18 protein-coding genes and 1 tRNA gene are annotated in these 18,296 nt (G+C 70.1%); 9 read left to right on the top strand and 10 right to left on the bottom strand.

The window, feature by feature from the left end; genetic code table 11:
* Window positions 1-41 precede the first annotated feature (41 nt).
* Together MFF40_RS17565 and MFF40_RS17560 are read right to left on the bottom strand one after the other, a co-directional pair.
* Entirely contained in the window at window positions 42-662 is a 621-nt protein-coding gene (locus MFF40_RS17565; protein ID WP_238261523.1) for a hypothetical protein, read from the bottom strand.
* Entirely contained in the window at window positions 659-2,680 is a 2,022-nt protein-coding gene (locus tag MFF40_RS17560; RefSeq protein WP_238261521.1) for a hypothetical protein, read from the bottom strand. Before MFF40_RS17560 ends, MFF40_RS17565 begins: the two co-directional genes overlap by 4 nt.
* Before the next feature lie 258 nt (window positions 2,681-2,938).
* Between MFF40_RS17560 and rpsO the strand changes: the two genes are divergently transcribed.
* Together rpsO and pnp are read left to right on the top strand one after the other, a co-directional pair.
* Window positions 2,939-3,208, top strand: a complete 270-nt coding sequence (rpsO, locus tag MFF40_RS17555; protein WP_147856365.1) for a 30S ribosomal protein S15 — start codon at window positions 2,939-2,941, stop codon at window positions 3,206-3,208.
* A gap of 207 nt (window positions 3,209-3,415) precedes the next feature.
* Window positions 3,416-5,638: a polyribonucleotide nucleotidyltransferase gene (pnp, locus tag MFF40_RS17550; protein WP_238261519.1), complete on the top strand. Its 2,223-nt coding sequence runs from the start codon at window positions 3,416-3,418 to the stop codon at window positions 5,636-5,638.
* 95 nt (window positions 5,639-5,733) lie between these two features.
* Here the strand turns inward: pnp and MFF40_RS17545 are convergent, their stop codons facing one another.
* Complete coding sequence (locus MFF40_RS17545; RefSeq protein ID WP_238261517.1) at window positions 5,734-7,518, bottom strand: SWIM zinc finger family protein; 1,785 nt, start codon at window positions 7,516-7,518, stop codon at window positions 5,734-5,736.
* Window positions 7,519-7,599: 81 nt separating this feature from the next.
* Between MFF40_RS17545 and MFF40_RS17540 the strand changes: the two genes are divergently transcribed.
* A complete protein-coding gene (locus MFF40_RS17540) occupies window positions 7,600-7,821 on the top strand; it encodes a YgaP-like transmembrane domain (protein ID WP_147856160.1) in 222 nt (73 codons plus the stop codon).
* Between the two features lie 137 nt (window positions 7,822-7,958).
* Here MFF40_RS17540 and MFF40_RS17535 read toward each other — a convergent pair whose 3' ends face one another.
* A complete protein-coding gene (locus tag MFF40_RS17535) occupies window positions 7,959-8,222 on the bottom strand; it encodes a GlsB/YeaQ/YmgE family stress response membrane protein (RefSeq protein ID WP_147856159.1) in 264 nt (87 codons plus the stop codon).
* Window positions 8,223-8,408: 186 nt separating this feature from the next.
* Between MFF40_RS17535 and MFF40_RS17530 the strand changes: the two genes are divergently transcribed.
* Entirely contained in the window at window positions 8,409-8,765 is a 357-nt protein-coding gene (locus MFF40_RS17530) for a RidA family protein (RefSeq protein WP_147856158.1), read from the top strand.
* A 98-nt stretch (window positions 8,766-8,863) separates the two neighbouring features.
* Window positions 8,864-9,952 (top strand): polyamine ABC transporter substrate-binding protein, encoded by a 1,089-nt coding sequence (locus tag MFF40_RS17525; protein WP_147856157.1) that lies wholly within the window; start codon window positions 8,864-8,866, stop codon window positions 9,950-9,952.
* A 47-nt stretch (window positions 9,953-9,999) separates the two neighbouring features.
* Here MFF40_RS17525 and MFF40_RS17520 read toward each other — a convergent pair whose 3' ends face one another.
* The 4 genes from MFF40_RS17520 to MFF40_RS17510 all read right to left on the bottom strand — a co-directional run bounded on the left by MFF40_RS17520 (window position 10,000) and on the right by MFF40_RS17510 (window position 13,189).
* The gene (locus MFF40_RS17520; RefSeq protein WP_147856156.1) at window positions 10,000-10,407 is read right to left on the bottom strand and encodes a DUF3597 domain-containing protein; all 408 of its coding nucleotides are present in this window, start codon (window positions 10,405-10,407) and stop codon (window positions 10,000-10,002) included.
* A 100-nt stretch (window positions 10,408-10,507) separates the two neighbouring features.
* Window positions 10,508-10,633 (bottom strand): hypothetical protein, encoded by a 126-nt coding sequence (locus tag MFF40_RS28860; protein ID WP_283206112.1) that lies wholly within the window; start codon window positions 10,631-10,633, stop codon window positions 10,508-10,510.
* Between the two features lie 354 nt (window positions 10,634-10,987).
* Window positions 10,988-11,311: a hypothetical protein gene (locus MFF40_RS17515; protein ID WP_147896464.1), complete on the bottom strand. Its 324-nt coding sequence runs from the start codon at window positions 11,309-11,311 to the stop codon at window positions 10,988-10,990.
* Window positions 11,312-11,338: 27 nt separating this feature from the next.
* On the bottom strand, window positions 11,339-13,189 hold the full coding sequence (locus MFF40_RS17510; RefSeq protein WP_283206111.1) for a DEAD/DEAH box helicase: 1,851 nt from the start codon (window positions 13,187-13,189) through the stop codon (window positions 11,339-11,341).
* Between the two features lie 421 nt (window positions 13,190-13,610).
* On the opposite strand from MFF40_RS17510, the gene MFF40_RS17505 reads away from it, so the two are divergent.
* Window positions 13,611-13,694: transfer RNA gene (locus tag MFF40_RS17505), tRNA-Tyr, on the top strand.
* Window positions 13,695-13,718: 24 nt separating this feature from the next.
* Here the strand turns inward: MFF40_RS17505 and ruvC are convergent.
* Window positions 13,719-14,342 carry a crossover junction endodeoxyribonuclease RuvC gene (ruvC, locus tag MFF40_RS17500; RefSeq protein WP_147856115.1) on the bottom strand — a complete coding sequence of 208 codons (624 nt, stop codon included), beginning with the start codon at window positions 14,340-14,342 and terminating at the stop codon, window positions 13,719-13,721.
* A 153-nt stretch (window positions 14,343-14,495) separates the two neighbouring features.
* Between ruvC and MFF40_RS17495 the strand changes: the two genes are divergently transcribed.
* Window positions 14,496-15,068, top strand: a complete 573-nt coding sequence (locus MFF40_RS17495; RefSeq protein ID WP_147856114.1) for a peroxidase-related enzyme — start codon at window positions 14,496-14,498, stop codon at window positions 15,066-15,068.
* A gap of 7 nt (window positions 15,069-15,075) precedes the next feature.
* Here MFF40_RS17495 and MFF40_RS17490 read toward each other — a convergent pair whose 3' ends face one another.
* Window positions 15,076-15,396: a YnfA family protein gene (locus MFF40_RS17490; RefSeq protein WP_147856113.1), complete on the bottom strand. Its 321-nt coding sequence runs from the start codon at window positions 15,394-15,396 to the stop codon at window positions 15,076-15,078.
* Between the two features lie 183 nt (window positions 15,397-15,579).
* Between MFF40_RS17490 and MFF40_RS17485 the strand changes: the two genes are divergently transcribed.
* Both MFF40_RS17485 and MFF40_RS17480 read left to right on the top strand, forming a co-directional pair.
* Window positions 15,580-17,118 (top strand): PAS domain-containing protein, encoded by a 1,539-nt coding sequence (locus MFF40_RS17485; RefSeq protein ID WP_238261514.1) that lies wholly within the window; start codon window positions 15,580-15,582, stop codon window positions 17,116-17,118.
* Between the two features lie 57 nt (window positions 17,119-17,175).
* Window positions 17,176-18,144, top strand: coding sequence for a tyrosine recombinase XerC (locus MFF40_RS17480; protein ID WP_238261512.1), 969 nt, complete (start codon window positions 17,176-17,178; stop codon window positions 18,142-18,144).
* Window positions 18,145-18,296 lie beyond the last annotated feature (152 nt).

Genomic DNA, 18,296 nt, shown 5'->3' with positions numbered 1-18,296 from the left:
GGCAGGTTGAACGTTTTCGGTTAGCGGTGCCGGCGCCGTGCTCATGGCTTCGCCTTGTCGGAGGCCGGTGGCTGGGCCTCGACCATTCGCGGGTCGGTCCGGAAGAGTCGGGCCACGGACGCCGAGAATCGGATGAAGGCGCGTCCCTGCGGGGTGATGACATAGCCGTCCCCGGACGGCGCGAGGTTGCCCGACGCGGTCTGCTCCGCCAGGCGCCGCTCGATCTGCCGGTACTCCCCGAGATAGAGCGATTCGAACAACGCCTGCGCACGCGCGGGGCTGAACCGTTCCTCGGGACGAGCCGCCATCTGGCCGAGCAGGAAGACGCTGATCGAGCGGTCGATCGTCACCGGGAGAAGCACGAAGACGCTGAGGTTCAGGGCGAGCGAGAATACGCAGGCCCCCAGCGCGTCCCGGCGATGCAGACCCCAGGGACGGCCGAGGACGGCGAGCGCTGTCATCGCCCCGGTGGTGATCACGAAGGCCACCAGCAGCAGGATCAGGCCGCGATAGAACAGGATCGTGACGCCGGATGCGAGGTCCGTCCGGAACAGCAGCACGAAGCAGCCGAACCCGATGAGGATTGCTCCGGCATGCAGCGCGCCCTGGGCCGCGAGCCAGCGCAACGCCACTCCCAGGCGCCCGGGGCCGGTCCGGGTCATCGCGCCGCCCCGCTTACGTCCTGGCCAAGATCCTGGACCGACAGGATCCGGACCATCGGCGACGCGTAGAGCGGCCGGCTCCGCCAGACCCAGGAGTCAGGGTCGGTCCAGGGGGCGTCCCGGGCGGTGACGATGAGTGCGCCGATGCCGGCTGCCGCCGCCCGGCGCCGGACGTCGTCTGCCCCGAGAGTCTCGGAGAAGATCGGCTCGACCTGCGCGAGCCGCTCCGCAACCGCCTCCGCGGAGGCCCCGAACAGCCGCGCCTCCCGGTCGGCCACCGCGACCGGCTGGCGTCCGTAGAGGCCGAAGTCGAACACGCGCGGTGCGGCGGCCGCGTGCTGAAGTACGAGGGTCCGCGGCAGATGCGTGCTGGCCCATTCATAGGCCGTCCGCAAGGCGCGATCGATGTCGGGGCGGGCGTTGAGGAACGCGAAGCTCGGATGGCCGGAGACGCGGAAGGCCCGCATCCCGGCGAATCCGTAGAGCGTCGTCGCGTAGCCGAGCAGGAGCAACGCGGCGATCAGGCCGGGCAGGCGAAGCCGCGTTCCGGCGCCCTGCGCCAGCGCCGTGACGGTCCAGGCCAGGGCGGCGACCTGCGCCAGCAGGACCACGCGCCAGCCCAGATCGTTGTACAGGATCGCCGAGCGCAGGAAGCCGCCGATCAGCAGGGACGACGCCGCCACGATGCTGAGCAGGCGTCCCGCCTCGTGTGCATGCGCGACGCGCCGGGGGACGACCCGCCAGAACAGGAACGTGCCGGCGGCGAAGACCCCGAAGGCCAGGTAGTAGTTGACCGGCAGCAGGATCAGGCGGAGCAGGCTCAAGGTCGGCCCGTCCGCAAATCCCTCCAGGGGCCCGAAGCTGCGGATCGCGAGGACGATCGCCTGCCCGGCCTCATGCCGGCTCGCCAGGAGCCCGGACAGGTAGGGTGCCGCCAGGAGTGCGGCGACGAGCCCGGCCGCCATGAGCCGTCCGGCATCGCGCCAGCGGCGCTCGAGCGCGAGCAGCGCCAGCCAGGTCCCGGCCGCCGCGGCCGCGCCCAGGCACACCCAGACCGACAGGCCCGCGCAGGAAGCGAAGGCGATGCCCGCCACCGCGACCGCGAAGCCCGGCGCGCGCCGGGTCCCGTCCGCCGCCTCCGCGAGGACCAGAAGCCCGAGCCAGGCCGCCAGGGTCGCCGCGACGTGGTGCGGGACCCAGACCAGGGAGCTCGGCCAGTTCAGGACCTGATCGTTCAGCCATTCCGGCATCGGGATCCAGAGCCCGGTGGCGATCCGGTCGCGGACGACCAGCAGGATGTCGAGCCCGGCCGCCGGCAGCAGCAGGAGGGTCGCGCGGCGCACGAGCCGCGGGGAGGCCTCCCGGACCATCCCGGTGGCGGCGAGCAGCCGGTCCAGCAGGCCGAGCAGCCCGATCCCCGTCCAGAACGCGAGCCCCGCGAAGGCGGTGCGCCCGTCGACGAGCGTTCCCCCGGCCCGGTCGATCAGAGCGCACAGCGCGTAGAAGAAGTAGTAGTAGCCGGCGCGCTCGGGCCGGGCGAAGAACGGATCGACCGGCGGCAGGCCGTCCTGGACGATCGCGCGGGTCAGGCTCGCATGCTTCACGAGGTCGATGACGGTGACGGGCTGGTACAGACCCGTACCGGTATCGATGTCGATCAGCGCGTAGCCCACGATCCCGAGCCAGAGCCCGGCGAGCGCCAGCCCGCGCGCCGTGCCGGGTGGGTCGATCCGGCCCCGCAGCGCGCGGATCGCCGGCACCAGCCCGGCCAGCCCCAGCGCCAGGTTGGCCAGCACGGCGGCCGGGATGCCGGCGGCCTGGACCAGCAGGCTGTCGAGAACCGGCAGCAGGCCGATCCCCAGCAGGGCCGAACACAGGAGGCGGTCACCGGGCGCGAGGCTGCGAAACCCCAGAATCCCGGTCAGGCTGCCCAGCGCGCAGCCCGGCAGCAGGATGACGGGAACGCCGAGCAGCGTCGCCATGAGGACGCCGCCCATATCCGAGAGACTACCGTTCATCGCCGGGCCGCCGTTCGTGCCGGTTCCGGCTACCACGCCGGTGTTAACCCTTCCCTCGGCGCAGCCCTCCGGCCCGGGGCTGGTTTATCCGGTGGTTTCGTGTATGGATCGCGCAGCCTCGGCCCGGGTTACCGGGTGGGGCTTGAGCCGCTTGGCGCTGTGACCGTGCTGGACGACATCCCGGCACCGGCCGAACGCCGAGCTCGAGCGCCCCGATCGGGGCGCCGCATCTGACCAGCACAACCCGAAAGGTATGCGATGTCGATCACGGCAGAGCGCAAGACCGCGCTCATCAAGGAACACCGCAAGGACGCCAAGGACACCGGGTCCCCCGAGGTCCAGGTCGCGATCCTCACCGAGCGGATCTCCAACCTGACCGGCCACTTCAAGACCCACGGCAAGGACAATCACTCCCGCCGGGGCCTGCTGAAGATGGTCTCGCAGCGCCGCTCGCTGCTCGACTACGTCAAGCGCAAGGACGAGGCCCGCTACCGCGCCCTCATCGAGCGCCTCGGCATCCGCCGCTAAGACCGACCACGCGCGGTTCCGGGCCCGGCTCGGGGCCGCGTTTCACAATCTCGGGCTGCCGGAATGGGTCCGGCCGCTCGAAAACGGGCCGCTTCGAGGCGCCAGCGTCGGGGCAGGATCGCGAGACACTTTGCCGGTCGAAGTGTCTCGCCGTCTTGCCCCCGACGGCGCCGGGCTTGGCCCGCCGAAGGCAAGGAAGAGACAAGAATGTTCGACGTTCAACGCGAAGAGCTGATGTGGGGCGACCGCAAGCTCGTCCTGGAGACCGGCAAGGTCGCCCGGCAGGCCGACGGCGCGGTGCTGGCCACCTACGGCGAGACCTCCGTGCTGGCCACCGTGGTCGCCGGCAAGGAGCCGAAGGCCGGCATCGACTTCCTCCCGCTCACCGTGAACTACCAGGAGCGCGCCTACGCCGCCGGCCGCATCCCGGGCGGCTACTTCAAGCGCGAGGGCCGTCCCTCCGAGAAGGAGACCCTGGTCTCCCGCCTGATCGACCGCCCGATCCGCCCGCTGTTCATCAACGGCTGGCGCAACGACACCCAGGTCGTCATCACGGTCCTGACCCACGACCTCGAGAACGATCCCGACATCGTGTCGATGGTCGCGGCCTCCGCCGCCCTGACCCTGTCGGGCGTGCCGTTCATGGGCCCGATCGGCGCCGCCCGCGTCGGCTACATCAACGGCGGCTACCGGCTGAACCCGCTGGTCACCGAGACCAAGGAGGAGTCGAGCCTCGACCTCGTCGTCGCCGGTACCCAGGACGCCGTGCTGATGGTCGAGTCGGAGGCCAAGGAGCTCTCCGAGGACGTGATGCTCGGCGCCGTGATGTTCGGTCACAAGCACTTCCAGCCGGTCATCGAGGCGATCATCCGCCTCGCCGAGAAGGCCGCCAAGGAGCCGCGCGACTTCCAGGCCCCCGAGAACGCCGACGTCGAGAAGGCCGTCCTCGAGGTCTGCGAGACCGAGCTGCGCGCCGCCTACACGAAGACCGTCAAGCAGGAGCGCTACGCCGCCGTCGACGCCGTGAAGGCGAAGGTGATGGCCGCCCTCTGCCCCGAGGGCGCTGAGAAGTTCCCGGCCGAGAAGGTCAAGGCCGCGTTCAAGGAGGCGCAGTCGAAGGTCGTGCGCTGGAACGTGCTCGACACCGGTTCGCGCATCGACGGCCGCGACTTGAAGACGGTCCGCCCGATCGTCTCCGAGGTCGGCGTGCTGCCCCGCGCCCACGGCTCGTCGCTGTTCACCCGCGGCGAGACCCAGGCCCTCGTGGTCGCCACACTCGGCACCGGCGAGGACGAGCAGTTCATCGACTCGCTCGACGGCACCTACAAGGAGCGCTTCCTGCTCCACTACAACTTCCCTCCCTATTCGGTCGGCGAGACCGGCCGCATGGGCTCCCCGGGCCGTCGCGAGATCGGCCACGGCAAGCTGGCGTGGCGGGCGATCCGGCCGGTCCTGCCACCGGCGCACGAGTTCCCGTACACGATCCGCGTCGTGTCCGAGATCACCGAGTCCAACGGCTCGTCCTCGATGGCCTCGGTCTGCGGCGGTTCGCTGTCGCTGATGGATGCCGGCGTGCCCCTGCGCCGTCCGGTGGCCGGCATCGCCATGGGCCTCATCCTCGAGGGTGAGCGCTTCGCGGTCCTGTCCGACATCCTGGGCGACGAGGATCACCTCGGCGACATGGACTTCAAGGTGGCCGGCACGGACGAGGGCGTGACCTCGCTCCAGATGGACATCAAGATCGCCGGCATCACCGAGGAGATCATGCGGGTCGCCCTCGACCAGGCGAAGGACGGGCGCGCCCACATCCTGCAGGAGATGGCCAAGGCGCTGACCGACGCCCGGCCGGAGCTGGGCGAATATGCCCCGCGCATCGAGACGATGCAGATCCCGACCGACAAGATCCGCGACGTGATCGGCACCGGCGGCAAGGTGATCCGCGAGATCGTCGAGAAGACCGGGGCCAAGATCAACATCGAGGACACCGGCATCGTGAAGATCGCCTCGGCCGACGGCAAGGCGATCAAGGCGGCCTACAACTGGATCCGCTCGATCGTCGCCGAGCCCGAGAACGGCATGATCTACGACGGCACGATCGTGAAGTGCATGGAGTTCGGCGCCTTCGTGAACTTCTTCGGCGCCAAGGACGGCCTCGTCCACATCTCGGAACTCGCCGTCCAGCGGGTCGCCAAGGTGACGGACGTCGTCAAGGAAGGCGACAAGGTCAAGGTGAAGTTCCTCGGTCAGGACGACCGCGGCAAGATCCGTCTGTCCATGCGCGTCGTCGATCAGCAGACCGGCGAGGACATCACCGAGAAGGTGAAGTCCGAGCGCGAGTCCAGCCGCAGCGACCGGGACGGCGAGCCCCGGCGCGAAGATAACGGCGGCCGCCACCGCGGCGAGCGCCGCCGCGACTCCGCCGGCGAGTGATTGTTCGGGACTGTCCCGCGCGGGCTTCGGCCGGCGCGGGTTGTGATGCGAGAGGCGCGGTCCCCCGGGGCCGCGCCTTTTTCGTATGCGGCCCTTCAGAGACCGTGCCGCAGGTCTTCGAGCAGCGGCCGCAGCTTATATTTGCGCTTATGCGTCTCGATCAGGCCCTCGATCCGGCGCGTCCAGTCGTCAAAACGGTCAGCCGCGTCGTAGGCCTGTAGGGCGCAGCGGAGCCATGTGGCGGCCTCTTCGTATTGGCCGGCCTGGCCCTGATCCATGATCGCTGTGGCCCGCGCCTCCGCGAGCGCGATCACCCAGTCGGGGTGGCTCGCATGGGCCGCCTCGGCGAGGCGCAGGAGCTCGCTGGAATGGGTTCCAAAGCTGTTCTTCGCAGCGGCGACAGCCGCGTCGATCATCCCCTCGTCCAGGAAGATCGCGACGCGGTCCACAGCCCTCTCGGCCTCCGACAATCGGGCGAGCAGGACGTCGCGGTCCGAGGGCCAAGCCTTGCCGGCGACCGCCTTGGCGGCATCGAAATCCGCCTTCGCGAACGTCGCCTCGAAGGCCGTCCGGGCCGCCCGCCGGGCCAGCGCCCCCCGGGCCTCGTCCCGCAGCCAGCGGGCCAGGGGCATCACGGAGCGGTTCGGATGCCCGAGCTCAAGGTTCTCGGCCTCGTCCTGCCCGAGCCCGAGGCCCGCCTCCCCAACGGCCAGGGCCTCCTTGCCGTGGCCGGCGTCCTTGAGAACCTGCGCGAGGTCGAGGGCTTCCGCCGGGCTGGTGAAGGTGGCCTCGGCATGCGCCACCGCCTCCGCGATCCGCCCGAGCCGGGCCAGCTTGCCGGCGACCCGCGCCTGCGCGCCGGCCGCCCGAGCGAGGTTCAGATAGGCCTCGTCCTGCCCGCTCGCGTCGAGCACGCGCAGCCGCACCTCCGTCAGAATGCGGTCTGCGAAATCCGCACCCTCCGGCGGCCAGGGTCCGGGGCCGCCGTCGAGGACGGCCTTCAGCGCCGGGTCGTCCCACCCCGTCTCCAGCGCCTGGATCGCCACCGCGAAGCTCTCGGGCCCGTAATCCGAGATCCGCGCCTCCCAGCCCGCCAACGTGTCGCGCAGGGCGACGCGCGCCTTCGGATCGAGGTCCCCCATCAGCACGGCTTCGGCCATCATCCGACCGAGGTCCTCGAACAGCAGATAGCTCGTCTCGTCGTCCTCGTAGCCGTATTCGAGCCAGTCCTGGACCAGCGGTTCGGCCACCGCTTCCAGAATGCGCAGGGCGTTGCGGCCGTCGCCGGCTTCGAGGAACGGGACCGCCTTCTCCACCAGGGCGCGCAACTCGGCTTCATCGCCGTCGGCCCGGTAGCCGGCCCAGTAATTCGCCCGGCGGCCGTGCCCGGCGAGCAGGTTGCGGGCACGGTCGGCGATCGGCTGCGGGTCGATCGTGCCGTCTGCCGATGCTGCGTGCGGAGCGGTGGTGAGCTCCATCGCGATCCAGTCGATCAGGTCGGGGTCGCTGGTGGCTCGCCGCTGGATCAGATCCACGAGGGCATCCCGGTCGAGGGGTGCGAGCAGATCGGCCAGTGGCGGACGCTCGTCGAGGGCTTGCGGTGCCTCGATCAGCGTCAGAAGAGCCGCGATCACGTGCTTGCAGGCGCCTCCCCACTCGTAGGGGCAGGTGCAACTGGTCTGCGCGATACGGCCGTCCTCGATTCGGAGGACGACGCGATAGGGATCGATCTCGCTGCCCGCCACCTCGGCGGTGATCGTATCGCCCCGGGCCACGAGGCCGGAGACCGCACCGTCCTGATGATAAGCGAGGCCGCGCTCGCGTATCTCGGGAGAGGCGAGGTCGGCGATCGCGGATGGTTTCGGCAGCTTGCGCGCCATGCACGCCTCCATCGTGCGCGGCTGAAGGAACGCAGGCCCCGCGCCCGCGTTCGAACCGCGACCTCACAGCGGGACTCTTTCATGGCCAACGATATGATCAATGAAATCTTCAGCGGGCAGCCGAACCTGACCACCACCGAGCGGGCCGTGTCGGTCGCGCTGGGCCTCGGGATCGCGGCGGCGGCGGCGCAGCCCCGGCCGAACAAGATCCTCAGCCTGCTGGCATTGGTCGTCGGCGTCGGCCTGGCAGTGCGCGGCGCCACCGGCCACTGCGCCGTCAAAGCGGCCGCCGAACACCTCTGAGCGTTCCGCGGAGCCACGGGCCGCCTGAGCATCGTCGTTGCACGAGAGCCGGCGGCCCCCTTCGGGACGATGCGGTAGGCCACAAAAAAGGGGCGCCCTGCGGGGCGCCCCTTCGCGTTCCGGCGTACCGGACTTGGTCAGATAGTCGTGCTGCGGCGGCCGGCGATCATGCCGTAGATGAACAGCACCACGACGGCGCCCACGACGGCTCCGATGAAGCCCGCGCCCTGGTTCGGTCCGTACCAGCCGATGGCCTGGCCCAGGAAGGTCGCCACGAAGGCGCCGACGATGCCGAGGATCGTCGTCAGAATGAAGCCCGACGGCTCGTTCGGTCCGGGCATGAGGAACTTGGCGATGATTCCGGCGAGGAACCCGATGACGATGGTCCAGAGAATACCCATGACGAACCCCAAGGCGTGACAAGCGATGCCGTGTGAACGCACGTCGGTCGGAAGCGGTTGCTCGCAACTGCACATGAGGGGAGAATTTTCCGCCGGTTCCCGCGGCGCGTCGGCGCGCGGCCCTTTACGGCCGGCCCCGAGCCGCGGCAGATACCGGCGTTTCGCCGGCTGGAGACTAGAACTAGAATGAGCATCGAACGGATCGAACCGGGCTCGCGGATGTCGCAGGGCGCCGTCCACGGCAACACCATCTACCTCGCCGGCCAGGTGGCATCCGACCCGGTCGGCACCGGGGTCACCGCTCAGACCCAGAACATCCTGGTACAGATCGACCGGTTGCTCGCCGTCGCCGGCAGCGACAAGGATCACATCCTGTCGGCAACGATCTACCTCGCCGACATCGGCCATTTCGCCGAGATGAACGCCGCCTGGGATGCCTGGGTGTCCAAGGATCACCCGCCGGCGCGCGCCACCGTCGAGGCGCGGCTGTGCGATCCGCAATATCTCGTCGAGATCGTTATCGTCGCCGCGAGGCTGGCGTGATCGCGGCCGGGACGGGCCGAGTCGGACGATCGCTCCGGCGCCTCGTCCCAGCCCGCCATCGGGCGGCCCCGCGCGTGGGAAACGGCTTTCGGTCCCGGATGGCGGCGCTGTTTGCCGCCCTCCTCATCCTCGGCCCGGCCGCGCCCGTGCGGGCCGTGGAGGAGCGGGTCGTCAACATCTACAACTGGTCGGACTACATCGACCCGAAGGTGCTCGACGCCTTCACCCGGGAGACCGGGATCAAGGTCGTCTACGACACCTACGACAACAACGAGATACTCGAGACCAAGCTGCTGGCCGGCCGCTCCGGATACGACATCGTCGTGCCCTCGGGGCCCTATCTCCAGCGGCTGATCCGGGCCGGCGCCTTCATGCCGCTCGACAAGGCGAAACTGAGGAACCTCGGCAACCTTTGGCCCGAGATCGCGAGCCGGCTTTCCGTCTACGACCCCGGTAACACCTACGCGGTCGACTACATGTGGGGCACCACCGGCATCGGCTACAACGTCGCCGCCGTGCGCGAGCGCCTGGGTGCCAACGCGGCCCTGAACTCCTGGACCGTCGTCCTCAATCCCGCATCCGCGAACAAGCTCAAGGATTGCGGGATCATGATGCTCGACAGTCCCGAGGATCTGATTCCCAGCATGCTGCCGGTCTTCGGCGCAAAAGCCGATTCCAAGCGCTGGGACGACCTGACCCTGGTCACGGACGCGCTCTACAAGGTCCGGGGCACCGTGCGGAAGTTCCACGCCTCGGAATACATCCAGGCGCTGGCCAACGGCGATATCTGCGTGGCGGTCGGCTATTCGGGCGACGTGCTGCAGGCCAAGCGCCGGGCCGAGGAGGCCAAAAACGGCATCGAGATCGCGTATGTCGTGCCCAAGGAGGGGGCGCTGATGTGGTTCGACACCTTCGCGATCCCGAAGGATGCCGCTCACCCGGCCGAGGCCCTGGCCTTCATCGACTACATGCTGCGGCCCGAGGTGGCGGCGGCCAACACCAACTTCGTGGCCTATGCCAGCGGCAACCTCGCAGCGAAGAAGTTCGTGAAGCCCGAGATCTTGAGCAATCCCGGCATCTACCCCGACGAGGCGACAATGCAGCGCCTGTCGATCAACACCGCCTGGGACGACCGCACCCAGCGCTACGTCACCCGGCTCTGGACCCGGGTCCGTACCGGGCGCTGAAAAGAGAGGCCCGGCGCCGCTCGATGCGCCGGGCCTCTGGGGCGGGTCTAGTTCTTCAGGTCGTCCGGCACCTTGCCGCCGTTCTCGGCAAGCTTCTTCATCACCTGCTTGTGCAGCCAGATGTTCATCGACGCCGAGTCGTCCTTGTCGCCGGTGTAGTGCAGCTCGTCGGCGAGCTGCTTGCGCTCGGACAGGCTCGACTCGAGGCCGAGCAGCTTCATCAGGTCCACGATCGAGTGGCGCCAGTCGAGCTTCTGCCCGTTCTTCTCGGCGAGGCCGGTGAGCACCGCCTCCACGTCCACCGGCTCGCCGGTGCCCGTGCTGCCGGGGGCCGAAGGCGTACCCGAGCCGGCCGAGCCGCTGGCGGAGCCTGACGTGGACGCGGGCGCGGCGTCCGCGGAACCGCCGCCGAACGGATGGAGGATCTTGCCGACGATGCTGCCGAGGAGGCTCATAGGTCCGCTCCGATAATCGAGGCCCGACCTGTGCGCCGGGCGGGCTGTCAACCGGTTGTCGGCCCAGGCGTTCCGAGAATCGGTCTGCGCGGCGCTGAGACTATCCGCGGGCGCCGTGCAGCGCGATCCCCAGCAGAGTCAGGCCGACGATCAGGAAGATGCCGCTCCAGCGTTCGAGGACGACGGCGCGCGCCGGGTCGCGCAGCGAAAGACTCGCCAGACCCACACTGCAGACTAAGCACCCCAGGCTCATCGCGATAACCGACACGTTCCTTGTGGTCCGAACTCGACGGGTCCAGCCTTAATCAGATCTGGCCGCTGTGCGGCACCGAAGACCACGTAGTCAACGGAAAATGCACAGGGTTCGAGCTGAACAGGCTGGGTCGAGCGTGAACCTCTGACGCTCTCGATTTGAATATCAGTCGGAAAATCAATCCTGTCGCACCGCATTTGAAGGATATGTCGGTCGGATATTCGATTTTGGTTCCCCGTTGGTGTCGGCAGACGGCATGAACCGGCTAGGCCCACCGGATGAGGATCGAAGCACTCGCCTACCCCGCGGCAACCGGGGGTTCGACGCTCAACCCGCGCGCGACAGCGCGTCGGCGAGCACCGCACGCTCCTCCGCGAGCGTGCCGCTCGGCACCGGGCGGCCGGCGCGGTCGTACCAGTAGCGCGCGTTGCCGGCATCGCCCTCGATCCGGTGGAGATGGGCGTGCACCCAGGCGGCCTCCGGCCCAGAGGCGTCCTGGACCAGGGCATGCGCCCGCGCCCAGGCGGCGTCGGCAGTCTCGCTGCCATCCTTGGCGAGCCACCAGAGGGCTGCGAGCGGCGCGGGCCAGGCCGAAGGCGGCTCGGATTCCGTCAACGTCGCCCCGAAGGCGGCCGGCAGGGTCTCGGTCATCGGGCACTCCTCCCCATCCGCGACGGGTCAGCCTCCGGCTGCGCGCTCCGGCAGCCAGCGGCTGCGACGCTGGCGGGCGGACCACGCGTAGCGGGTATCGCCGTCGAGGCGGTCGAGATGGTCCGAAAGCCGGTTGCGTTCAAGCCAGGCGAGCGCGGCCTCGAGTTCGGGCAGGGTCATGGTCGCGCGGCCCTTGCCGAGCACGCGTTTCAGAACCGCATTGTAGCGATGCGCGAGGTTGCCGCCGCGGGGAACGCGCAGTGACGCCTCGTCCTCCACGGCCTGGCCCGCCACCGCGACGGCGAGCCGCTGGCGCAGGGTCCGCTCGGTGACCGAGGGCGGCTCGGGCGCAGGGGCCACCGGGGCCGGCTCGGCGAGGCGCGGGCGCAGCAGGGCGTAGCGGAGCCCGATCGCGTTGCTCTCCAGCGGCGTGATCCCCCCGGGATCCTCGTCCCGCCACGGGGTCCGCTCCGGCACGAGCGCGGTGGCCGGCCGCTCGCGCTTGGGCCGCACGCTGCTGCCCTGCTCGGTCTCCAACTCCAGGCGGAACCGGGCGAAGAGCGGATCGTCCGGGTGGAAGATCAGCGCCTGCTGGTTGTCGTAGGGGCCGGCATGCGGATCGACCCGGGTGGCCCGGGCCAGCATCTGCTCGAGCCAGGGCCGCGAGCGGATATGCGTCAGGGCCGCCACCACGGCGACCTCGGGGGCGTCGAGCCCCTCGTAGGCCATTGCCACCGTGACCAGCACGGCGGGCTCCGCGGTCAGGCGGAACGCCGCCAGGGCCGCGTGGGCGTCGCCCTGGCCGGACGTCGCCAGGCGGACGTCGCGCTCGCCCTGCCCGGCCGGCATCCAGCTCCGCAGGGTCGTCAGGTAGGCGCGCGCACTGGCCTGGTCCGGGGCGACCACGAGCAGCTTGCCGAGCCCCCGCGCCATTTCGCCGGCCGGCAGGTCGCGTTCGAGCCGGCGCCGGGCGCGCAGGCGCTTGGTCGCGAAGAAGGATTCGCTCAGGAGATCCCGGGCGAAGCCGGTGCGCAGGGCCGTGAACAGGGCCGGCCGGGTGGTGACCCGCACCGAGCCGGCACCCAGCCGGTGCGGCCCGACCCGGGGGCTGTCACCCGCGATCCGGCCGCCTTCGAGCCAACTCGCCTCGCCGTCGATCGCCCCGAAGGTGACCGGGAGCACCGCCCGCTCGGCCAGCGCCTGCGACCGCGAGTAGCCGATCACCGCGAGCCCCGGCGCTTCGAGGTCGAGTTCAGGCCCGCGGCCGAGGGCGGACGGCCGGTAGGGCAGGCCGAGGATGCGCCGCCCGTCCGCCCGCTCCAGGGTGCCGGACAGGAACAGGCCGATCTCGGCCGCCTCCATCACGGGCAGCATCGCCCGGGACCACGCTCCGGCCTCGGCCTCCTCGGTGGAGGAGTCATCCGCGCCGGGACGTCCCGGGACCGGGAGATGGTGGACCTCGTCGATCACCAGCAGTGTGCGATGGGCCCGTGCCTCCGCCAGGTGCAAAGCCGGGGCGGCCGCCACCGCCTGATAGGTCGTGACGTAGCCGGCGAGGCCCCGGGCGGGATCGCGCTCGTTGTCGGCCGCGCGGACGCTGAGCGCATGCCCGAACGTCGCCCGCCAGAGCGGATCGGCGAAGGCCTCCTCGGCCTGGAGGCGTAGGGAATCCCGCGGCACCACCCAGACCACGCGGTCCACTCGGCCCGCCGCGATCAGCGTATGCGCCGCGATCACGGGCAGCAGCGACTTGCCGCCGCCGGGCGTCACCGCCGCCAGGATCTTCTGGACATGCCCCGCCTGCCCGCTCGCCATGGCTGCCACGAGGGCCATCAACGTACGCTGGTGCGACCGCAGGGACGGGGCGGGACGGGTCAAGGGCCGGTGAAACAGGGCGACATCCGCGCACCGTGGCCGATCCGGATTCTTTTGTGAATCCCTGGGGACACGGAACGTTCGCGTTTTCGTCCCGGGTGATGAGGTGGCGTACGCCGGTTCGGTTGGAAGGAGCCGCTGCGCGGCGCGTCCCATGCTGGGTCCGGGGCGCATTCCGCTGGCGCTGCATGCGCCCGTGAAAGAGCGCGGCGTTTCATCCCGCGCCGCCCCTTTCCCGGACAGGTGGAGCGGAGCGGAACCTGATCCGGGACCCAGCACGGGACCTGCCGCGCAGCGGCTCCGAAATCCTCAACCCCGGAGAAGCGTCGTAAACGCGCCCCGGGAGGCGGGATCCGGCCATGACAAGCGTTGACACCCGGCCAGCCCCTCACCATAAGGGCGCCGCGGGTGAGAAACCCGCCTTGGGGGAATGTCCCGAGCGGCAAAGGGGGCGGACTGTAAATCCGCTGCGTAAGCTTCGTAGGTTCGAGTCCTACTTCCCCCACCAAGCTTTTTCGAAAAGCCTGCCCGATCAGCCCTGCTTCGCCAGGGCCGCCTCGATGCGCGCGGCGGCCGCGGCCGAGAACCCCTTTCCGGCCAGCCCCTGCCCGGCGGCCGCCTGACCGGTAAGATTGCGCCGCTTGCCCTCCGGCAGGTGCGTCTTGCGCAGGGCGTGCGCGTCGCGGTGGCTGGCATGGGTGATCGCGATAGCCAGCGCGTCGGCGGCGTCGGCGACGCGGAATTCGGCCTTCGGGAGCAGGAAGCGGACCATCGCCTGGATCTGCACCTTCTCGGCGTGGCCGGAGCCGGCCACCGTCTTCTTGATCAGGTTGGCGGCGTACTCGAACACCGGGAGGCCGGCGAGCGCCGGCACCACCAGTGCCATGGCCCGGGCATGGCCGAGCTTGAGCGTCGCCTGGGCGTCCTTGTTGACGAAGGTCTCCTCCACGGCGACCTCATCGGGTGTCTGCGCCGCGACGATGCGCCCGATCCCTTCGAACAGTTCGCGCAGGCGCAGCGCCAGCGGCAGGTCGCCGTCCGAAGTGACGACCCCGCAATCGCCGTAGGTCAGCTTGCTGCCCTGCGCGGTGATCAGGCCCCAGCCGGTGCGGCGGAGCCCCGGGTCGATCCCCAGGATGCGAATGATGCTGCTCATGACGCTCCAGGGCTTTTTGTCTCGTCCATCGTCGTGTTCCGAAAGGCGGCCGCGTCCTTTCCGGCCGGCTGCCCTCGACGATCGGCCCGAGCGTGCCGTACGTATCGTGAACGCCTGGTTTCACCAAGGGACCGGGATTCAGGGAGCCCGACCATGAGCGCGTCAGCACCGATCAGCCGCTTCCCGGTGCCGAAGCTGTCCGAGATGCCCGAGGATCTGCGCGCCCGCATCGCCCTGGTGCAGGAGAAGGCGGGCTTCGTGCCCAACATCTTCCTGGCATTGGCTCACCGCCCGGACGAGTTCCGCGCCTTCATGGCCTATCACGACGCGCTGATGGACAAGCCCGGCGGCCTCACCAAGGCCGAGCGCGAGATGATCGTGGTCGCCACCAGCGCGGCCAACAATTGCCTCTACTGCGTGATCGCCCACGGGGCGATCCTGCGGGTCCGGTCCAAGAACCCGCTGCTCGCCGACCAGGTCGCGGTCGCCTACGCCAAGGCCGACATCACCCCGCGCCAGCGCGCGATGCTGGCCTTCGCGCTGAAGGTGGCGCAGGAGGCCCACACGGTCGAGGCCGAGGACCACGCCGTGCTGGCGGGCCACGGTTTCAGCCCGGACGACATCTGGGACATCGCGGCGATCACCGCCCTGTTCGCCCTGTCGAACCGGCTGGCCAGCGTGACGGAGCTGCGGCCGAACGACGAGTTCTACACGATGGGGCGGTGAGGCGCCCTCACCCGCGGCGGCCGAGCAGGATCATCGCCGTGCCAGCCAGGCACACGGCGCCGCCGGCGATATCCCAGCGGTCCGGCCGCTGCCCTTCCGCGAGCCACAGCCACAGCACCGAGGCGGCCACGTAGACTCCGCCATAGGCCGCGAAGGCGCGCCCCGCCGCCGGGCTGTCCACCAGGGTCAGCAGGCCGGCGAACGCCACCAGGGAGGCGGTCCCCGGCAGGGCCCACCAGGCCGAGCGGCCGAGCCGGAGCCAGGCCCAAAAGGCGAAGCATCCGGCGATCTCCGCGAGGGCGGCGCCGGCATAGGCGAGGAGCGTCATCGCACGAGCCTTCGCACGGGAATCAAACTGGGGCGAGCCGGGATGGATCGACTGGCCGACCATGAATCCTCGGAAGACTTTCAACCGAAGTGCAAGATGCTCCCGCGCCCAAGATCGGCTAAGACCGATCCCGATCGCTTCCGCGTGCTTCCCGGGCCCCCGCCCGATCCACCGCCCCCGGCCATGTCAGACCCGATCGAGACCGCCCGCCTCCAAGTCCTCCACAGCTACGGCATCCTCGATACGCCGCGTGAGCCGGCCTTCGACGACATCGTCACGCTGGCGACGCAGATCTGCGCGGTGCCGGTGGGTCTCGTCAGCCTCGTCGCGGCCGACCGGCAATGGTTCAAGGCCCAATGCGGCTTCCCGTCCTGCGAGACGCCCTTGAGCCAGTCGGTCTGCGCCCACGCGCTGACCGCCGCGGACGGGCTGCTGGTGATCCCCGACCTGACCGCCGATCCGCGCACCCGCGAGAACACCCTGGTGACGGGGGCGCCGTTCATCCGGTTCTATGCCGGGGCGGTGCTGCGGACCGATGACGGCGTCTCGCTCGGAACCCTGTGCGTGATCGACACGGCGCCTCGGCCGGACGGGTTGAAGCCGGATCAGGCCTTCGCCCTGCGGGCGCTGGCGCGGCAGGTTATGGCGCAGCTGGAACTGCGCCGCGCGGTCCGGGAGCGGGAGGGGGCGCTGGCCGCCGAGCGCCAGGTCCGCGACGCCCTGGCGGTCTCGGAGGAGCGCTACCGCCTCTCGTCACGGGCGACCACGGACCTGATCTGGGACTGGAACCCGCAGACGGGCCGGATCCACTGGGATGAGGGCTTGTCGGCTTTGTACGGATATCAGCCGGCGGAAATCGAGCCGAGCAACGATTGGTGGTACGCGCACATCCATCCCGAGGATCGCGACCGCGTCCGCCGCAGCGTCCAGGCGGCCATCGACGGCGCACCCCTGCGCTGGAGCGAGGGATACCGGTTCCGGCGGGCCGACGGGAGCTATGCCACCGTCCTCAACCAGGCGATCATCGTCCGGGGCTCGGAAGGCAGAGCCACCCGGATGACCGGCGTGATGCTGGATGCGACGCAGCAGGCCGAGGCCGACGCGCATCGCGAGATGCTCAGCCAGGAACTCAGCCACCGGCTCAAGAACACCCTGGCGATGGTCCAGGCGATCGCCTCGCAGACCCTGCGGGACGCTCCCGACGTCGCGTCGGCCCGCGACGCCCTGCTGCAGCGCCTTCTGGCGCTCGGCAAGGCGCACGACATCCTGCTCGCCGGCAATGCCGAGCGGGCCGGCATGGAGGCGGTGATCCGCGGGGCCCTGGCGCTCCACGACAATGCCCGCGCCGGCCGCTTGCGGATCGAGGGGCCGCCCCTCGACATCGGGCCCAAGGCGGCCCTCGCCCTGGCGCTGATGATCCATGAGTTGGCGACCAACGCGGCGAAGTTCGGGGCCCTCTCGGCGGCGGCCGGCGCTGTCGGCGTCACCTGGCAGATCGAAACCCGGGGTGACAATCCGCACCTTCGCCTCAGCTGGGCCGAGTCCGGTGGGCCCCCGGTGACCGCGCCTTCGCGCAAGGGGTTCGGCACCCGCCTGATCGAGCGCGCCTTCGCGGGCACGGTCGCCGGGGACGTCGCCCTGGATTACCGGGAGACCGGCCTGCTCTGCGTCCTCACCGCGCCGTTGGCCGGTTTCCAGGGCAAGGACGGGATTTTGAACTGAGGGGCGACCCTGCTCGACGTTAAGGCAGCGACAACAAAAAACCGGTCGAGTGGGGCCATGAGCGCGCGCGACACGGCCGACGACCTGATCCTGCTTCCGGGCGATGCGCACCTGCGCGAGGCGGTCCACGCCTGGGTCGACGGGCTGGCGCGGGAGCGGCGGATGTCGCCCAACACGGTGGAGGCCTACAGCCGGGACCTGCGCCAGTTCCTGGGCCACCTGGCCTCGCGCCTCGGCACCCCGACCATCCCGATGCTGGTGGCCCTGAAGGTGCGCGACATCCGCGCCTTCATGGCCGCCCGCCGGGCCGAGGAGGTGTCCGGCCGCTCGCTGATGCGGATGCTGGCGGGGTTGCGCTCGTTCGGACGCTTCCTGGAGCGCGAGGGTTACGGCAGCGTCTCGGCGCTCGGCGGCGTGCGCGCGCCCAAAGTCCCGCGGCGGCTGCCCCGGCCTATGCCCATCGCCGCCGCAGTGGCACTCACCGACACGGCCATCCGGGCCGGCGAGGAACGCGAACCCTGGGTGCTGGCCCGGGACGCCGCGGTCCTGGCCTTGCTCTACGGCGCGGGCCTGCGCATCTCCGAGGCCCTGGGCCTCACCCGGCGCGACGCGCCGCTCCCCGGCAGCGATCAGGTCACGGTGCTCGGCAAGGGCGGCAAGCAGCGCATGGTGCCGATCCTGCCCGTGGTGGCGAAGGCGGTGGCCGACTACGTCGCCGCCTGCCCGCTGCCGCTGCCGCCGGAGGGGCCGCTGTTCGTGGGGGCCCGCGGTGGGCCGCTTTCGCCGCGCATCATCCAGTACACGGTGGCCCGCGCCCGGGGGGCGCTCGGCCTGCCCGACAGCGCGACGCCCCATGCCCTGCGCCATTCCTTCGCGACGCATCTGCTCGCCCGGCAGGGCGAGCTGCGGGCGATCCAGGAACTGCTCGGCCACGCCTCCCTGTCGACCACGCAGCTCTACACCCAGGTCGACGCCGCCCGGCTGATGAGCGCCTACACGGCTGCGCATCCGCGGGCGGGCCGTTGATCTAGACTATCGACGATAGTGCAAACGGCTAATTGCACGGGTTTTTCGCCTGGATAGTCCGTAGACGTAGCTTATTGGGTCGCCTTTTAAGGGGTTCGTCATCACCTGCATCCATGCTCTGGATTGGGGGATGCGGTTGTCGGGGCGTAGCC

Source organism: Methylobacterium mesophilicum, from assembly GCF_022179445.1.
GTDB classification, from domain to species: Bacteria; Pseudomonadota; Alphaproteobacteria; order Rhizobiales; family Beijerinckiaceae; genus Methylobacterium; species Methylobacterium mesophilicum.
This window is presented reverse-complemented; position numbering and strand designations above follow the sequence as displayed.